Raw genomic sequence first — 18,155 nt, forward strand, 5'->3', positions numbered from 1 at the left:
TTCTCCACCGCACGACCAACTTCCACGGGTCCCTGCGTATTGCACCGCGAGTCACCACGACTCCCGACGAGGGGGATTCCCACATGCGCAGCAACCAGCACGCCCGGTGGATCCGGGCGCTCACGGCCGTGGCTTGCCTTGGCACCGCCTGCCGCCCGGATGACGCCGCCGGCCCCGCCACCCCACCCACGCCCGCCCCGCAGGCGCCCGCCATCTCCGGCGTACGCTCCGCGTGGGTCCGCATCGGCCCCAAGGCCGAAGCACGCGAGGTGAAATACGAAGCCGTCAACGGCCTCGCCATCTTCGAAGGAGACATCGTCCTCGGCACCGTCGAGGACGTGGAGCGCGAGTCACCGAAGGTGAAGGCCCAGGCCGCCAACCGCGTCTCCGCGGAGAGCATCCAGGTCACCGGCAGCAGCAAGCGCTGGCCCAACGGCGTCGTCCCGTACGTCCACGTCTACGGCTCGCTGGACGACAACTACGTCGTCAACGACGCCATCCGGCACTGGCAGCGCAAGACGGGCCTGCGCTTCGTCCCCATCTCCGCCTCCACGCCCTCCTCCACCGACCACGTCTACTTCGTGAAGGGCCAGGGCTGCACGTCGGCCGTGGGACGCCAGGGCGGCCGGCAGTTCATCACGCTGGAGGGCGCGTGCGGGCTGGGCGCCGTCATCCACGAACTGGGCCACGCCATCGGCTTCTGGCACGAGCAGAGCCGCGAGGACCGCAACGACTTCATCGACATCCTCTGGGACAACATCGAGTCCGGCAAGGAGCACAACTTCGAGCAGCAGATCAGCAACGGCGACGACTTCGGGGCCTATGACTTCGGGTCCATCATGCACTACGGCACCACGGCGTTCGGCAGGCCCGACCCCGTCACCGGTGCCCCCATGCAGACCATCCGCACCAAGGGCGGACAGTCCATTGGCCAGCGCAGCGGCCTGAGCACGGGTGACGTCGCATCCGCCGCGTCCATGTATCCCGGCGAGATGAAGGGCAACTTCGAGGAGATCACCTCCACCGGCTACGTGAAGGGCTGGACCTTCGACACCGCGTCACCGGAAGTCTCCGCGACCGTGCACATCTACATCGACGGGCCCGCGGGCTCCGGCGGCACGTACGGCGGCTCCGCGGTGGCCAACGTCGCGCGCCCGGACGTCAACACCGCGTATGACGGCATCCTGGGCAACCACGGGTTCTACTTCCCCATGCCCGCGTACTACCGCGACGGCCAGAACCACACGCTCTACGTCTACGGCATTGACGTGCAGGGCCAGTACAACCCGCTGCTCACGGGCTCGCCGCGCACGTTCAACCTGCCGGGCGCGTTCGGCACGCTCGACAACATCTCGAATGACGGCACGGTGACGGGCTGGGCGCTGGACCTGGACTCGCCCGCGGTGTCCATCCCTGTCTACTACTCCATCGACGGCAACCCGGCCTCCGTGGGCAACGTGGTGGCCAACCTCTACCGCTCCGACGTGAAGACCGCCTACCCCATGGCGTCCGGCGCGAACGGCTTCTCCTTCCGCATCCCGGACGTCTACGTGGACGGCCAGGAGCACACGCTGCGCATCTACGCGTTGGATCAGCAGGGCCGCAACAGCCCGCTGCTCGTCAACGCGCCCAAGACGTTCCGGCTGGCCATGCCCTCCGTCTACAAGGCGGGCGTCTTCGCGGGCACGGGCAGCGCGGATCAGCTCATCGCCATTGACGGCTCGGGCTACGGCCCGCGCGTGAGCGTCTCCGGCTACGTCAACGCCAACGGCTTCCCCAACACCCACTACCAGGAGGCCTGGAACGCGTCCGGCCTGCTCAACGGCTGGCACAACCCCAGCGACATCAAGCTGGTGGGTGACTTCCGCGGCCTGGGCTACGATCAGATGCTCTTCATCAACACCGACGGCCTGAACGGCCGGGTGATGGTCGCCGACTTCCGCGACGGCGTCGCCCCCGCGGAGGTGCGCTACCTCGAGCCCTGGGGCCTGAGCGGCCTGCTCGACGGCTGGCATGATCCGGAGGACCTCCAGCTCGCGGGCGACTTCCTCCACCGGGGCCATGATCAGGTGCTGTTCTTCAACCGCTCCGGCACGGGTGGGCGCGTGATGATCGCCGACTTCAGCGACGGCGTGGCTCCCGCGGAGGTCGGCTACCAGGAGTCCTGGACCGCGCCGAACTCCTTCGAGGACTGCTCCGAGCCGGACGACAAGCTCTACGTCGGTGACTTCCAGCACCGGGGCTACGACCAGGTGCTCTGCCTCAACCGCTCCGGCACGGGGGCGCGGGTGAAGATCCTCGACTTCAGCGCGGGCGTGGGCCCGGCACAGGTGCGCTACGAGGAGGCGTCCGGCGCCTTCCCCTTGCTGGACGGCCTGATGGACGCGGACGACAACCAGGCGGCAGGTGACTTCCGCGGCCTGGGCTACGACCAGCTGCTGCTGGTGAACAACGGCACCACGGGCACGGCCATGCTCATCGCGGACTTCCTCGACGGCGTCGCGCCCGCCGAGGTGCGCTACAGCGAGGCGCAGGGCGTGAGCTACTACCCGGCGCTGCTGGCCAACCGGATGCTGGTGGGTGACTTCCGCGGCCTGGGCCACGACCAGGTGCTCTACGGCGGCTGGTACGACCCCTCCTACGCCACCATCATCCTGGACTTCTCCGACGGCGTCGCCCCGCCGGAGCGGCTCTTCCAGAAGGTGGAGCTGAACTGAGGCCGCGGTCCCGGTGACACCGGCGGAGCCGCTCCCCTCCACTTCAGGGCAGCGGCTCCGTCCGGTGCTTGCGCGCCGGGTTCTCGTGTCCCACGCGGTACCAGTGGTAGCCGTAGCCCTCCAGCATGAGCACGTGGCGCTGGCCGTCCACGGGCTCGGAGTGGGCCTCGGTCAGCACGTTGAACAGCGTGCAGGGCTCGCCGCCGCCGGGGTCCAGCTTCACCGTGCAGGGCTTGGACGACAGGTTGTGCAGCACCACCATCGCGTTGCCCTTCCAGTCGTACCGGATGGCCAGCACGCCCTTGTTGCCCGTGCGCAGCACCTTCCACGCGCCCCACCCCAGCTCCGGGCACTCCTTGCGCGCGCGGATGATGCGCTCCGTCCAGTTGAGCTGCGAGCCCGGGTTGCGGCGCTGCTGCGCCACATTCACCTGCCGGAAGCCGAACGGGCCGTCCGACACCAGGGGCTTGACCGGCGTCTCGGCCAGGGTGAAGCCGCCGTGCGGCTCCGGGCTCCACTGCATGGGCGTGCGCACCGCCTGCCGCTCCGCCAGCGCCAGGTTCTCCCCCATGCCCAGCTCGTCGCCGTACCAGACCACCGGCGTCCCCGGCAGTGAGAACATCAGGCTGTACGCCAGCTCGATGCGGCGGCGGTCCCCGTCCAGCATCGGCGCGAGCCTCCGGCGCAGGCCGCGGTCATACAGCTGCATGTCCTTGTCGGGCCCCAGCGCCTGGAACACCGCCTGCCGGTCCGCGTCCGACAGCCGGCCCAGGTCCAGCTCATCGTGGTTGCGCAGGAAGTTCGCCCATTGCGCCGTATGCGGCAGCTTGGGCGCGGACTTCAGCGCCTGCACCAGCGGCGTGACGTCGCCTTTCGTGAGCGCCAGGTAGAAGTTCTGGTTCGCCAGGAAGTTGAACACCAGCTGCATTCGGTCGTTGTCGCCGAAGAACTCCATCACCTCGTCCATGGTGACGTTGGCCTCCGCGAGCAGGATGGCGTCGCCCCTTCGCCACGACAGGAACTCGCGCATCTCCTCCAGCAGCTTGTAGGGGTTCTTCACGCCCGGGTTCTTCAGGCCCTTCAGCTCCACCAGGAAGGGCACCGCGTCCACGCGGAAGCCGGACACGCCCAGCTCCAGCCAGAACCCCATGATCTTGAGGATCTGCTCGCGCACCTCCGGGTTCGCCACGTTGAGGTCGGGCTGGAAGTCGAAGAAGCGGTGGAAGTACCAGAGGCGTGCCTCCTTGTCGTACGTCCAGGTGGAGGGCTGCACGCCCGGGAAGACCATGCCCTTGTTGGCGTCCCTGGGCCGCTTCTTCGACCAGACGTAGTAGTCGCGGTAGCGGCTGTGGGGGTCCTTGCGCGCGGCCTGGAACCACGGGTGCTGATCCGACGTGTGGTTCACCACCAGGTCGATGATGACGCGGATGCCGTGCAGCCGGGCCTCGTGGGTGAAGGCCACGAAGTCACCCAGGTCCCCCAGGCGCGGATCCACGCCGTAGTAGTCGAGGATGTCGTAGCCGTTGTCGCGGTTGGGCGTGGGCTGGAAGGGCAACAGCCACAGGCAGGTGATGCCCAGGCCCGCCAGGTAGTCCAGCTTGCGCTTGAGGCCCTTGAAGTCCCCCACGCCGTCGCCGTTGCCGTCCATGAACGTCTCGACGTCGAGGCAGTAGACGATCGCGTTCTTGTACCAGAGGTCTTCAATCATCCCGTTTCCATGAGCCCTCCGCTCCCAGGAGGCATCCGGTGCCGTCCGCGCGCCGTGCGGAACCCCACACCCGAGGGCAGGCGGGCTTCGTTCAGCGAACACTCGCGCGAGGACCAGCCTCCCGGGCGGGCCGCGCCGGCTTCAGGGTGGACGCACCCATGCCCCTCATCGGCTACCACGCGTCACACGAACAGTTCGCGCCCAGTGAACTCCTGCGCCTCTGCCAGAAGGCGGAGGCCGTGGGCTTCCAGGCCGCGCTCAACTCCGACCACTTCCACCCGTGGACGGAGGCGCAGGGACAGAGCGGCTTCGCCTGGGCGTTCATGGGCGCGGCGCTCGCGACCACGGGTCTGTCCTTCGGCTCCGTCACGGCGCCGGGCCAGCGCTACCACCCGGCCATCGTCGCGCAGGCGCTGGGCACGCTGAACGAGATGTATCCCGGCCGGGCCTGGATGGCGCTCGGCAGCGGCCAGTACCTCAACGAGGCCATCACCGGCACGGGCTGGCCCGCCAAGGACCTGCGCAACGCGCGCCTGAAGGAGTGCGTGGACATCATGCGCGCCCTCTTCCGCGGCGAGACGGTGACGCACCGGGGGCTGGTCACCGTGGAGGAGGCGAAGCTCTACACGCGCCCGAAGGACATGCCCCTGTTGCTGGGCGCCGCCGTCACGGCGAAGACGGCCCGCTGGGTGGCCAGCTGGGCGGACGGGCTCATCACCACCGCGCGGCCGCCGGAGCAGCTGCGCCAGGTGGTGGACGCGTTCCGCGAAGGCGGCGGCGAGGGCAAGCCCCTGTTCCTGAAGGTGCAGCTGTCGTACGCGAGGGACGAAGAGCTCGCCCGTGAAGGCGCGTACAACCAGTGGGCGTCCAACATCTTCGCCAACAGCGTGCTCACGGACCTGCGCACGCCCGCGCAGTTCCAGGAGGCCGCGGACGTGGTGCAGCCGCACGACCTGGACGGCCCGCTGCGCGTCTCCAGCAGCCTCCAGCAGCACGTGGACTGGCTGGGCGAGGACCTGCGCCTGGGCTTCGACCGGCTCTACCTGCACAACGTCACGCGGGAGCAGGACGGGTTCATCGAGGCCTTCGGCGAGAAGGTGATTCCCGCGCTCACGCGCTGAACGCCGCTGGGTATGCTCGGGCGCATGCCCGACGAAGTCCTGTCCACCCGAGCCCTCAACCGCGCCACGCTCGCGCGCCAGTTGCTGCTCACGCGCGAGGAGATGACCGTGCCACGCGCCATCGAGCACCTGGTGGGCCTGCAGGCCCAGCTCGCGCGTCCGCCGTACCTGGCCCTCTGGTCGCGCCTCCAGGGCTTCCAGCGCGACACGCTCACGAAGCTGGCGCTGAAGCGCGAGCTGGCGCGCGGCACGATGATGCGCGGCACGCTGCACCTGATGACCGCGAAGGACTACCTGCGCTACCGCGGCCTCTTCCAGCCCATGCTCAACGCCGCGATGCGCTCGGTGCTGAAGGAGCGCGCCGAGGCGCTGGACCTGCCCGCACTGCTGGCCACGGCGAGGCCTTTCCTCCAGGAGGAGCCCCGAACCTTCGAGGAGGTGCGCGAGCACCTGATGAAGCACCACGTGGACGGCGACGAGCGGGCCATGGGCTTCGCCACGCGGCTGGGGTTGCCGCTCGTGCAGGTGCCCGAGGAGGGGCTGGAGTGGGGCTGGCCCGGCAACGCCGGCTTCACGCTGGCGGAGTCCTGGCTGGGCGAGAAGCTCTCCACGGACGACGACGCGTCGCCGTTGGTGCTTCGCTACCTGGCGGCCTTCGGCCCCGCCACCGTGGCGGACATGCAGGCCTGGTCCGGCATCAAGCCGCTGAAGGACGCGTTCGAGAAGGTGCGCGGCAAGCTGGTGGAGTTCCGCGACGCGAAGAAGCGCGTCCTCTTCGATTTGCCCAAGGCCCCGCGCCCGCCCGAGGACACGCCCGCGCCGGTGCGCTTCCTGCCGGACTTCGACAACCTCATCCTGTCCCACGCGGACCGCACGCGCGTGGTCCCGGAGGAGCACCGCGAGAAGCTGTCCACGAAGAACCTGCGAGTCCTCAACGTGTTCCTGGTGGACGGACACGTCGCGGGCTCGTGGAGCACCGAGCGCAAGAAGGGCACCGTGACGCTGGTGTGCAAGCCCTTTGAGCCCGTGAAGAAGGCCGACCGCGACGCGCTGGTACAGGAGGGAGAGGACCTCCTGCGCTTCAGCGATCCGGACGCCGCGAAGGTGGCGGTGACGTTCGCCACGCAGTAGCGCCGGGCAACCTCTCGACACCTGAGGCGCCCTCGGAGGCATGTGTCGGACCCGGCGGGTATGACCGGGTTCTGCACACCACACCGGAGTGCGGCCAGGAGGCGCGAGCGATGAAGCACCGCTGGTGGGTGGTGCTGTGGCTATGGCTTCTTCCCATGCGAGGGGATGCCACGGCGTCGACAGACTCCGAAGCCTCTGCCTCCAGTTCCTGGTCTCCACTGGCAAGGCTCGAGGTGGCGACGCTCGCGTTTCTGCCACGCTCGGACGGCACTGAGGCTGAAGGCTTCGTTCAACTGGAGCCCACGCTCATCCTGGATGGCGGCCCGGAACTCGGACTCAACCTGGGTGCCCCTGTCCGACTGCGGGCGTGGGACGGCGCAAACCGCGTGCGGCGCGAGGACTGGGACAGTCTCTCTGACTGGGGCCAGTGGGTGCGCGGCCTCAAGCTGGGTTCGGACGCGACACCGGTGGGCGTGTGGCTGGGCGCACTGGAGGACTACAGCCTGCTGTCGGCGCATCTGGTGCGCCGCTACTCCAACCGGACGAATCCGGACTACCACCCGGCGGGTGGTTTCCTCACGGGCACCGCGGGTCCGCTCTACACGGAGGCCTTCGCCTCGGATGTCCTGGGCGCGCGATTGATGGGCGCGGAGGTCGCGCTGGATGTGGGGCGCGTTGTCTTTGGCGCCGGTCATCCGCGGGGGCGTTACACGTTCGCAGTCTCCGCCATGCGTGATTGGGGACGGGCTGGAGGAAGCGCGCCGTCCGTGACGCTGGCGCACCTGGACGGGACTGCGGTGGTGCTGAGGCGGCCGGGCCTGGAAGCGCACCTGCTTGCGGGGTGGGGAGGACGGCCGGGCATTGGAGGCGCTTGGGGCGCGGTGCTGGGTGCGGGAGCGGATGCGGTGGCCCCCACGTGGGATGTGTCACTGCGCCTGGAGTTACGCAGACAGCACGGTGGCTTCCGGCAAGGCTTCTTCGGCCCGGACTATGAACTCGCAAGGTTCCAGCCCGTGGGCTCGGAAGGCGTGCCACTGGCCTCCTCGCGCTTCCCGAACGGGTACTCGCTCCAGACCGAGGCGCGAGTGGGCTGGGATGCCGTGGGCTATCGCGGACTGCAACGGCACCTGATGCTGTCGCTGAGCGTGGAGTCCTTCTCCTGGGGCCGCCTGGATGGGGACGGGCGCGTGGCGGTGCAGCTCCTGGAGCGCAGCCTGGAGTTGGCGGTGAAGGGGTTGGGCGTGGGCATGGGCCAGGCCGGAGCCCGCTATCTGGGCGCGGCGGAAGCGCGCTGGCGAATCATGGAAGGGAAGCTCTACGCGGTCGCCACGGGAGGCACGCTCCTGTTCCCCGAAGGTGACGGGACGCTGCGTCCGGGTGTCTTCGCGTCGGTGGGGCTGGGGGTGGACAATGCGCGCTGACGTCCTGCTCGGGTGCGTGGCCCTCCTCTTCGCCGGCTGTGCTTCGTTGCCTCCCAGGCCCGGAAGAACGCTGAGCTACGCGTCCCGTGCAGCCGCGGATGCTCCTGCGGCGCGCATGTCGAGCGACGAGGCGCCGCTTGAGGCCGCTGCGGTGCCGAGCGTCACGTCCCCAGAGGAAGCACCGCCCCTGTACCGCCGCAAGGCCGTGCGCGAAGTGGTGACGGGAGCAAGCCCCGTTCGCACAGCGGTCATGGCGGGCGTCACCGTTCCCGAAGTCGTGCAACCGGACACCTGGGAGCAGTTGCTGACAAACGCGGGGCTGGAGACAAGGGACGAGCGTCCCGTCGGGGCCTCGCTGACGCCCACGCAAGCGGCGCGACTGCTGGACGCGCTGCTGAGCAAGCCTGTCACGTTGAGCACCATCCCGCCTCGGATGGCAGCGGGCTTCATCCTTCGCGAGGTAATGGAAGGAAGCGAAGTCACGCGGCAGGAGCTCCTGCGGCGGGTGGAGCGCTTCTCCCGCGCGCGGATCGCGGTGCTGCGACCGGACGGCTACCTCGCGTGGGCCCTCACCGGGCGCACTCAGCAGAAGGTGGCAACGGTTGAGTGGAAGGACGGCGCCTTCCGCGCGCATGGCTTCGAGCTGGGCCGCTTCTATAGCGGCAAGGGCGGTGTCTTCCGCGCCGTGGACGCGCAGCTCCAGGCTTCGGACTGGCGCCCGCTGGCGGAGGTGTACGACGACGCGGACGTCATCAGCCGCACCCTGGATGGAGCCGAGGATGCGTTGGTGGAGCTGTACCACGCGCTGGGCCAGTTGCTCACCCGTCCCGTGGACAGCATCGCGGGGTTGAGCCACCTGCCGGCGGGCGTGACGGCCCTCATCGTGTCATCGCCCGAGTACTGGGAGCGCTTCCGGTCCATGACCCGTGGCGAGCAGATCCGCGAAGTGTCTCGGCTGATGACGGGCCTGCTCATCACCGGGGGCGCGGCCTCGGCCACGACGCGGACCTTGAAGGGGATGGCGGTGGGGGCGGACATCTCGGTGCCTGTGCTTTCGCTGTCGGCGGAGGGCGCGCTGGCAATCGAGCGAGTCGCGGTGCCAGCAGGGCGCGCAGTGACGGCGCTCAGCGGCGGCCCTGGGGCGGCCATCATCCTCCAGCGGTCCAACGCGGCCTCCCAGGGTTCGCCGCCTTCCAATGGACCCGGGCAGTGGGGGCCAACCAGCGAGTCCCTGAAGCCCCCTGCGCGCCGCTACCAGGAGCAGATTACAGGGCACCCGGCCGACGAAGCGTTCTGGGTTGGAGGCACGAGCACGAAAGTGGGAGGCGTGAAGTTCGACGGCTTCAAGGAAGGCGTGTTGCTGGAAGCCAAGGGGCCCGGTTACGCGAAGTTCTTCGATGGGCTGGAGCCCAAGGATTGGTTCAGGCACTCCGGAGCACAGGGACTCATTGACCAGGCCCAGAGGCAGCTCGGCAGGGTTCGCGGTACGGGCATCCCCATCCGATGGCATGTCGCGGAGAAGCGTGCCGCGGACGCCATTCGACAGTTGCTCGATGGAGCGGGGATCAAGGAAATTGAAGTCGTGCATACTCCAGCGCTGTGAGGAGCATTACCTGTGACCGCTACCTCCGCACCGGAGAGCTATCCTGAGACCTACTACGCGGGTGCGTATTGGGGCGCTCGGAAGGAATCGCCCGAGGACTGCGCCCGGCGCACAGCAGGCCTTCTCGAGCTTCTGGCCGAGTGCGACCCATTCCTCTCGCACTGGTACAAGCCCGCCAGGTCCCGCAAGGATGCGCGCAAGCATCCGCTGATGCCGCCCGATGTGCCCACCCTCACTGGGTTGTTCCAGCGCGGTGTGAACCGCGAACCTGGAGGGCCCCCCATTGAAGAGCTGGGCTTCCGCTTTTCGTTCGATAATGGAGGGGCTGCTGGAGACTGCGCAACGATGCGCATCAATGGCGGCATGGACTCGGCAGCGGTTCCAAACCACTGTGTGTTGACGGTCCCCTGGCGTGGACCCAATGCGGACAGGGTGCTCACCGTGTCGGTCCTGACGAAAGCCGTGAGGGCCATGGTGCTTTCATGGGACCCGGATTGGGCGCTGGCTACGTCGAACGCATATGAGCGGCAATACCGGGAGCCTGTCTCGGCGCCCTTTTCCTTGGGCTGGATCACGTACCTCTCGCGCCGCATCGGAACGGTGCCGCCACTGCCCGAGCCTGTCCACGTCGAGCAGGTCGAGGGCAGAGGAACGCTGATGGTTCTCACGCCTGAGCGCTTCACGGTGGCAAACCCCGAACACATCGCGTTGGCGCGAAGCGTGCGGGGTCTGCTGGCCCAAGCCGGGCTCATGCCGGCCGCGACATCGTGACAGCCGGGCTCACGCGAACAACTGGAGCAGATCCTCGCGGGTAATCGCAGCAGCGCCCCCGGCCTCGCTGAGCGCGGCCTCGAACAGGGCGCGCTTCTTCTCCTGGAGGCCCAGGATCTTCTCCTCCACCGTGCCCTGGGACACCAGCCGGTAGACCATCACCGGCCGCTCCTGCCCGATGCGGTGCGCGCGGTCCGCCGCCTGCGCCTCCACCGCCGGGTTCCACCACGGATCCATCAGGAACACGTGGTCCGCCGCCGTGAGGTTCAAACCCGTGCCGCCGGCCTTCAGCGACATGAGCAGCACCGGCGCGCCGTCCTGGCCCTGGAAGCGGGCCGTCACCTCGCCCCGGTTCGCCGTCGCGCCGTCCAGCCGCTCGAAGCCGATGCCCGCACCCTTGAGGCCCGGCTCGATGAGGTCCAACAGCGACGTCCACTGCGAGAACACCAGCGCCTTGTGGCCCTCCGCCACCGCCGTCTCCAGCGCGTCCACCAGCGTCTGCACCTTGGAGGACGTCTTCGCCACCTGCCCCGGCACCAGCGCGGAATGGCAGGCCGCCTGCCGCAGCCGCAAGAGCGCCTCCAGCGCCTTGAGCACGCTGCCGCCCTCGTTGAGCAGCGCGACCACCTCCGCGCGCGTCGCGGCCATCACCGCGTCGTAGACGGAGCGCTCGCGCTCATCCAGCTGCACGTGCATCACGGAGTCCGTGCGCGGCGGCAGCTCCGGCGCCACGTCCCGCTTGAGGCGGCGCAGGATGAACGGCCGGATGCGGCGGCGCAGCGACTCCGCCGCGCCCGGCTTGCCGTCCGCGATGGGCTGCGCCGTCTTCTCCTCGAACTGGCGGCGCCCACCCAACAGGCCCGGGTTGGTGAAGTGCATCAGGCTCCACAGCTCGTCCAGGCGGTTCTCCAGCGGCGTGCCGCTGAGCGCCAGCCGCAGGTTCGCCTTGAGCCCGAACGCCGCGCGCGACACCTGGCTCTCCGGGTTCTTGATGGCCTGGGCCTCGTCCAACACCACCGCCTCCCACGTGGGCGCGCCCAGCACCGGCGCGTCCAGGCGCAACAGCGCGTACGTGGTCAGCGTGATGTCCGCCGTGGGGTCCAGCTTGCGGCCAGGCCCGTGATACACGCAGACCTTCAACGACGGCCGGAAGCGCTGGAGCTCCGCCACCCAGTTGGGCAGCACGCTCGTGGGGCACACCACCAGCGACTTCGGGCCCAGGATGCAGAGGGTCTGGAGCGTCTTTCCCAGACCCATGTCGTCCGCGAGGATGCCGCCCAGCCCCGCGCCCTTGAGGAACGACAGCCAGCTCACGCCCTGCTGCTGATACGCGCGCAGCGTGGCGTTGAGCTCCGCGGGCAGCACCGGCGGCGGCAGCTTCTCGAAGCCCTCCACCAGCGGGGCCAGCTTGTCCAACCCAGGAGGCGGCGGCTGTTCCAGCGACTCGCACAACTGGGTCAGCTCCGGCAACGCGTGGTTCGCGACGCGGCCGTCCGCCTGACGCGCGGCCAGGAGGTCCGCCACGCGCTGCCCGTTCTTGTCCAGCCACGCCCGCGGCAGGGGCGCCCAGCCACCCCCATCCAGCGGCACCAGCCCCAAGCCCTCCGTCCACGCCCGCACCACCGCCGCCGCGTCCACCGTGCGCGCGCCGCCCTTGCCGCCCTCGACCTCGAACTCCAGCGTGAAGCGCACGTCCGGCACGCCCGACACCGTCGCCCCACCCTCCACGCGCAGGGACGGCTTGAGGCGCATGTCCGGGCTGACGATGCCCGCCGCGTCGCCGCCCAGGTCGCCGCGGAACTTCCGCAGCTTGTCCGCGAAGCGCATCATCTCCGGGCCCTGCACCGTGAGCCGGCGGCCGGGCACCAGGTTCAACTCATCGCGCAGCTGGTGGAGCAGCTTCTGCTCCGCGGCCTCGTCGCGCAGCGGCACCGCGCCGCGCAGGTACACCATGCGCCCGTTGTCGATGCGCACCGTCGGCGGCGCGCCGTACACCAGCGTGGGCAGCACCGACAGCCCCTGCGTGAGCTGGTTCAGCTCCAGGAGGATGCGCGGCTTGAGGTCCCGGTCCAGCGCCGGCAACCGGCGGCTGCGCATGTCCACCGGCATGCGCCGCCCCAGCTCGGGGAGGATCTTCGCGGACAACTCCCCCAGCTGCTCCGGCGAATACGTGCGCACGATGGGCAGGTTCTGGAGCCACGCGCCCGTCATCCCCGTCTCGCCCAGGCGCACCAGGGACTCGGCCGTGAGGCCCACGCCGGGGCTCACCACCTCCGTGATGCGCGGATCCCGCGTGATGGTGATGACCCACTGCTGGCCCTTGTCCTCCACCTTCGCGCGCGGGGGCAGCACCTCGCTGGACACCGCCACCGGCCGGCCGTCCAACAGCACGTTGCGCGCGGGCTCCAGGGCGCGCAGCAGCGCATCCAGCTTCTCCGCCAGGAGCGGCCCCCGGGTGCGCCGCTCCAGCAGGCGCTCCATCACCAGGTCCACCTGCTCCACCTGGAGCGTGGCCCCGCCCTGCGGCTTCGCGAGGCGGCCGGTGAGGTCCTCCAGGGGCTCCTCCGTGCCGTCCGCGTGCGCGAGGACCCGGTGCAGCTGCAGCCCGCCCTCCACGCGCGTGAAGCGGTACACCACGCGCGACCAGCGCTCCGCCACCGCCTCCAGCGGCGCGTCCTGCTTCTCCGCCTTGTCCAGGGAGATGGCCGCAGCGACGACGTGCTCGCACGGGTCCACCGGGCTGGGGCAGTCACACTCCCACGCCTCGTCGCCCGGATAGAGGACGACGGTGAAGGCCACGGCCCGGCCGGCCACCTTCACGCGCAGCTCGACCTCCGACCCCGAGCGCGACTGGAGCGCCACCGCCCCGTCGCGCGCGAGGCTGACGCCCTTGGACCAGAGGCCCGGCTTGGCTTCTTTCCGGACGGCTTCGAGGAGCTGGCTGTTCTCGGACATGGCAGGCGGCTTCCCTACGCCCCGCCACGCCCTTCCGCAACGTCGGATGCATCCCTGGCTGACGGCCAGGCTACTCGTCGTCGTAGGACGGCTCGAAGAGCCAGGTCAGCTTCACCAGGAACTCGCGGCTGAACACCGGCAGGGGCGCGTGTCCGCCGTTGTACGGCTGGGCCACCCGGAAGTCACTGCCCAGCAGGTTGTAGACGCCCGCGCCAATCTCCAGGCCCTGGGTCCCCACGTTCTCCGCGCGCACGAAGAGGTTGAGCAAGAGGCGGGGCTGGAGCGTCTGGACCTCCGACACGCCCTCCTCGTCCGGCGCCCCCACGGCGAAGCGCTGGCCCACCAGCACGGCGGTGGGGCTGATGGACAGCCACGGCAGCACCCGCGCCGTGCCCGTCAGCGTCACCTTGTGCGTGGGCAGGCCCGTGAAGGCGTTGGGCCGCCCGGGCACCAGGTAGTCCTCCACGTCGTTGCGGCCGCCCGGCCGGTAGAACGAGTAGCCCGCCTCCGCGCGGCCCCACGTTCCGCGCAGCCGGTAGTCCAGTTCGATGCCCCGGCTGCCCAGGCGGCCCCGGTTCCGGTACGCCTCCGACGCCGTGACCGGGTCGTAGGAGTAGATGATGGGATCCGTCACGCCCACGTCGAAGGCGTTGGCGCTCAGGCTCTGGCCCTCGCCCAGGCGCAGCGTGGCCTCCAGCTCGTACACCGTGGTGCGCTCCGGCCGGACGTCGTCACCCAGGGAGATGTTCTCGATGCCCGGCGCGCGGAAGGCGCGGCTGTAGAGCGCCTTGCCGCTCACCGGCCCGAAGGACTTGAGCAACACCAGGCGCGGCACGAACGAGCTGCCGAAGGCGCTGTGGTCCTCGAAGCGCGCGCCCGCCACCACCGTGGCGATGGGGTTGTCCGAGTACACCTCCACGAAGCCCGCCACGTTGCGGTAGGAGACGACGTCCTCATCGCCGTTGAAGGGCTGCTGCAGGCCGATCCCCGCGGGCCCCCGGAGCTGCCCCTGGTCGAACGCCAGGTCCACGCCGCCCGTGAGCTGGAGGGAGTCGAACGCCGCCCAGCGCGCCAGGGCCCGGCCCCGGAGGCGGCGGTAGCGCTTGTCGTAGAAGAAGTCCGACGACTCATCCGAGTCCCGGTAGGACTCGCCCAGCGTGAAGTTCAGCCGGGGGATGATCTCAAGCCGGTCCGTGGGGCGGAAGCGGTCGCTCAGCTCGGCGTGGAACGACTCGAAGTCGGTGCTCGCGGGCGTGGGCAGCACCTCGTCCACGGACACCACGGACGTGGTGTCCTGGCGCTGATACAGCAGGCTCAACTGGAGGTCGCGGTAGCCCACACCGGCCTGCACCACCGTGGGGTCCATCCGCGACGCGCCGTTCATGCTCGCGGAGTTGCCGTAGAAGTCGTTGAACACGGCGTCGCTGCGCTGCCCCTGCCCCAGCGACGCGGACGCGAAGGCGCTCAGGCCCGGCACGCTCTCGAACACCTTGCGGCCCGACAGCGTGAGGCTGCGACGGCCCAGGCCGTGCTCCAGCTGCCCGTAGGTGCCCACCACCAGCGCGTCCGTGCTGCCCTGGATGCCCCGGGTGATGACGTTGATGACGGCCAGCTCCGCGTTGCCGCCGTAGATGACGGAGCCGGGGCCCCGCACGACCTCGACGCGCTCAATCAGCTCCACCGGGAACTCATGCCCCAGCTGTATCGTGGAGTAGAGCTGCTCGTTCATCTCCTTGCCGTCGATGATGAGCAGCACCTTGCCTTCCTGGCCCCACAGGCCCCGGAAGCCCGGCCCCACGGTGCCCTGCACGTCCACGCCGAAGAAGAAGCCGGGCACCTGCAGCAGCACGTCCATCAGGTCGCGCGCGCCGGAGGCCTTGATTTCATCCGCGGTGATGGCCGTCACCACGGCCGGAGAGTCGTGCAGCTTCGTGATGGCGAACGACGCCACCTGGCTGTGCACCTCCGGCTCATCCTCGAGCGGGGCCGCGCGCTGCTCCAGGTCGGGCTCCTGCCCCGTCTGCGCGAAGCCAGTCCCCGCGCCCAGCAACGCCAGCCAAACACACACACGACGCCCATGCCTGGTGAAACCCATGCGAAACAAGCCTCTCGAAGGTGAACGCCGAGCGGCCCCGGGGGAGACCGACTCCGCGTGAAACCAATCCTACCGGCTTCAGCACCATCCGAAAGTTCTGGGAATACACGCACCGCGTCGAATGCGGGGGTGCGCGGGATGTTTCACTTCACGCGCACGCGAGTGCTGCGGCCCGGCTCGACCTCCACGGTCATGCGCCGCTTCACCTCGCCGTTGACGCGGACCTCCACCTTCGCGGGCCCGGAAGGCAGGGCCTGCGCGGAGATGGGCGGAAAGCCATAGGGCCGGCCGTTGATCCACACCTCGCCGTAGAGCCCCGGCGACGTCACCTCCAGGTCGCCCCGCTGGGCCACGGCGGCGTTCGCCACGGAGGGCTCCGACGGTGTCGCGGGCTCCGCGGCGCGAGGCGCCACCCCGGGTCCACCCGCCGGTACCGCGTTCGGCGCCGGGGGCGAAGCAGGGGCGACGGCCGCCACGGGCACCGCGGCCGGCTTCGACGCGGGCGGCGTGAGCTCCGCGGTGAGGTCGCGGTTGAGTGAGCGCACCGCGTCCGCGTCCACCTCCACCGTCTCCTCGTGCAGGTGGCGGTCCCCCTGCGCGAGCACCACGCGGTGCATGCCCGCGGACACCGGCAGCCGCGCCGGCGTCAGGTCCAGGGCCTTGCCGTCCACCATGACCACCAGGCCCGGCGGCGTGGACGTCACCAGGAGGAGCCCGCCCTTCGGCTCCTCTTCGTGCGAGGCGGGCTGCGCGGACTGCTGCTCGCGGGCGGCCCGCGCCGCGGCGAGCTTCGCGGCGCGCGAGCGGGGCGGCGCGCGGGAGGGCGCCGGCTCATGCCCCGGGGCCCCGTGCGCGGTCCGCGACAGGTCGCGCGAGCGCAGGTCGGTGGCGATGCCCAACAGCCGGGTCAGGTCGCTGTCCTTGTCATCCGGGCGCAGCTTGAGCGCCTCGGTGAACTGCGCGACCGCGCGCTCGTAGTCGCGGTCCTCCAGCGCGGCCAGACCGGAGGCTCGCAGCGCGCGCACGAGCCCGGCGTTCGCGGCCTCCGCCTGCGGGGCCACGGACGCCACCGTCGGAGGCGGGGGCTGGACGGTCGCGGGGGCGGGGTTCCGCGTGACGACAGGCTCGGGCGGCGCGGCCTTGCGCGAGCGGACCACCAGGTACGCCCCGGCGTTCACGGCCACGGTGCCCAGCAGGATGACGGCGACCCAGGTCTTCTGATTCTTCACGATGGATGTCCCACTTCCCACGACGACACGGTGCGCCCGCCCCTCATGCGATGAACAGCCAGAACACCGCGCTGCCCACCAACGCGACGCCCGCCGCGGCCGCCAGCGCCCAGGGGAACGTCCCGGCCCCGGCCGTCTGTTCCGGCGACGGGACGACGCCCGTCGTGGAGCCCGTCCCGCCGCGATGGAGCAGCACGCCCGTGGGCACCAGCGCGCTGGGCTCGTGCGGGTCCCCCCCGTGCCCGGGCGCTCCGAAGGGTGACGGGCCGGAGATGCCCGTGGGAGTGCGCGTGGAGCCCACGCCCGACCCGGTGGGCGACGCCCCCTGCAGGGGCTCCGGCATCGGCACCGCGGTGGACACCCGGCCCGTCGCATCCGGGGGGAACAGCGTGGTCATCAGCGTGGCCAGCTCCCGGCCGCCGGACGTCCAGTGCTGCGCCGTGCGGTAGCGCTCCAGGTCGTCGTGCAGCTCGCGCGCGGTCTGGTAGCGCTGCGCGGGCTCCTTCGCCAGGCACTTGAGCAGGATGCGCTCCAGCTCCGGCGGGAAGCCCGGCGCCACGTGCGACGGCGGCGGCACGTCCCCCTGCGACGCGGCCAGGATGGTGGCCTCCATCGTCTCGCGCTTGAACAGGCGGCGCCCCGTGGACGCCTCGTAGAGGACGATGCCCAGCGAATACAGGTCCGAGCGGTGGTCCAGCTCCCGGTTGGTGATCTGCTCCGGGGACATGTACGCGTACTTGCCCTTCACCACCCCGGCCACCGTGCGCTCCAGGTTCACGGAGCTCTTCACGATGCCGAAGTCCGCCAGCTTCACGATGCCGTCGCGCGACACCAGCACGTTGCCCGGCGTGATGTCCCGGTGCACCAGCTTCAGCGGCGTCCCGTCCGACAGCGTCTTCGCGTGCGCGTACGTGAGCGCGTCCGACATCGCCAGGCCCACGTCCACCGTCACCCGGGGCCCCAGCGGGATGTTCGCCGCCGCCGCGTGCCGCATGATGCGGTCCAGCGACTGGCCCTGAATCCACTCCATCGCCAGGTAGTACTGGCCTTCAATCTTCCCGAAGTCGAACACCTGCACGATGTTCGGGTGCGTCAGCAGCGCCGCCACCTTCGCCTCGTCCGCGAACATCCGCGCGAAGGGCTCCAGGTTCGCGTACTCCGGCAGGATGCGCTTGATGACGCACGCCTTGGAGAAGCCGTCCGGTCCGTCGATGGTCGCCAGGAACAGGTGCGCCATCCCGCCCGTGGCGAGCCGCTGCACCATGCGGTACTTCCCGAAGCGGATTTCCACCCCGGGTGCGGCCGGCGAAGGCGTCACGGTATCAACCCTGTCCAAATTGTACTCCCAGGACGGAACTCGTAATTCCTGGAAGATACCGATGCCGAGACCTCCCCACAAGTTTC

11 protein-coding genes are annotated in these 18,155 nt (G+C 69.9%); 6 read left to right on the forward strand and 5 right to left on the reverse strand.

Annotation, left to right across the window (positions count from 1 at the left end; genetic code table 11):
- The first annotated feature begins 83 nt into the window (after nucleotides 1–83).
- Nucleotides 84–2,717: a M12 family metallopeptidase gene (locus KYK13_RS28260; RefSeq protein WP_223635776.1), complete on the forward strand. Its 2,634-nt coding sequence runs from the start codon at nucleotides 84–86 to the stop codon at nucleotides 2,715–2,717.
- Between the two features lie 43 nt (nucleotides 2,718–2,760).
- Here the strand turns inward: KYK13_RS28260 and KYK13_RS28265 are convergent, their stop codons facing one another.
- Nucleotides 2,761–4,425: an alpha-amylase family protein gene (locus KYK13_RS28265; protein ID WP_223635778.1), complete on the reverse strand. Its 1,665-nt coding sequence runs from the start codon at nucleotides 4,423–4,425 to the stop codon at nucleotides 2,761–2,763.
- Between the two features lie 158 nt (nucleotides 4,426–4,583).
- Between KYK13_RS28265 and KYK13_RS28270 the strand changes: the two genes are divergently transcribed.
- From KYK13_RS28270 to KYK13_RS28290, 5 genes are all read left to right on the forward strand, one after another.
- Nucleotides 4,584–5,546 carry a TIGR03885 family FMN-dependent LLM class oxidoreductase gene (locus KYK13_RS28270; RefSeq protein WP_223635780.1) on the forward strand — a complete coding sequence of 321 codons (963 nt, stop codon included), beginning with the start codon at nucleotides 4,584–4,586 and terminating at the stop codon, nucleotides 5,544–5,546.
- A gap of 24 nt (nucleotides 5,547–5,570) precedes the next feature.
- Nucleotides 5,571–6,677: a winged helix DNA-binding domain-containing protein gene (locus KYK13_RS28275; RefSeq protein WP_223635782.1), complete on the forward strand. Its 1,107-nt coding sequence runs from the start codon at nucleotides 5,571–5,573 to the stop codon at nucleotides 6,675–6,677.
- Between the two features lie 155 nt (nucleotides 6,678–6,832).
- Complete coding sequence (locus tag KYK13_RS28280; protein WP_223646804.1) at nucleotides 6,833–8,098, forward strand: hypothetical protein; 1,266 nt, start codon at nucleotides 6,833–6,835, stop codon at nucleotides 8,096–8,098.
- A 115-nt stretch (nucleotides 8,099–8,213) separates the two neighbouring features.
- The gene (locus tag KYK13_RS39115; protein WP_223635785.1) at nucleotides 8,214–9,701 is read left to right on the forward strand and encodes a restriction endonuclease fold toxin 5 domain-containing protein; all 1,488 of its coding nucleotides are present in this window, start codon (nucleotides 8,214–8,216) and stop codon (nucleotides 9,699–9,701) included.
- Between the two features lie 12 nt (nucleotides 9,702–9,713).
- On the forward strand, nucleotides 9,714–10,472 hold the full coding sequence (locus tag KYK13_RS28290) for an immunity 52 family protein (RefSeq protein ID WP_223635787.1): 759 nt from the start codon (nucleotides 9,714–9,716) through the stop codon (nucleotides 10,470–10,472).
- A 9-nt stretch (nucleotides 10,473–10,481) separates the two neighbouring features.
- On the opposite strand, the gene KYK13_RS28295 is transcribed toward KYK13_RS28290, so the two are convergent.
- From KYK13_RS28295 to KYK13_RS28310, 4 genes are all read right to left on the reverse strand, one after another.
- Nucleotides 10,482–13,427: a DEAD/DEAH box helicase gene (locus KYK13_RS28295; protein WP_223635789.1), complete on the reverse strand. Its 2,946-nt coding sequence runs from the start codon at nucleotides 13,425–13,427 to the stop codon at nucleotides 10,482–10,484.
- Nucleotides 13,428–13,497: 70 nt separating this feature from the next.
- The gene (locus tag KYK13_RS28300; RefSeq protein WP_223635792.1) at nucleotides 13,498–15,495 is read right to left on the reverse strand and encodes a TonB-dependent siderophore receptor; all 1,998 of its coding nucleotides are present in this window, start codon (nucleotides 15,493–15,495) and stop codon (nucleotides 13,498–13,500) included.
- Between the two features lie 170 nt (nucleotides 15,496–15,665).
- Nucleotides 15,666–16,751 (reverse strand): PEGA domain-containing protein, encoded by a 1,086-nt coding sequence (locus KYK13_RS28305; RefSeq protein WP_223635795.1) that lies wholly within the window; start codon nucleotides 16,749–16,751, stop codon nucleotides 15,666–15,668.
- Between the two features lie 43 nt (nucleotides 16,752–16,794).
- A complete protein-coding gene (locus KYK13_RS28310; protein ID WP_223635798.1) occupies nucleotides 16,795–18,069 on the reverse strand; it encodes a serine/threonine-protein kinase in 1,275 nt (424 codons plus the stop codon).
- Between the last annotated feature and the right edge of the window lie 86 nt (nucleotides 18,070–18,155).

The sequence above is a fragment of the Corallococcus sp. EGB genome, assembly GCF_019968905.1.
In the GTDB taxonomy this organism is placed as follows: Bacteria; Myxococcota; Myxococcia; order Myxococcales; family Myxococcaceae; genus Corallococcus.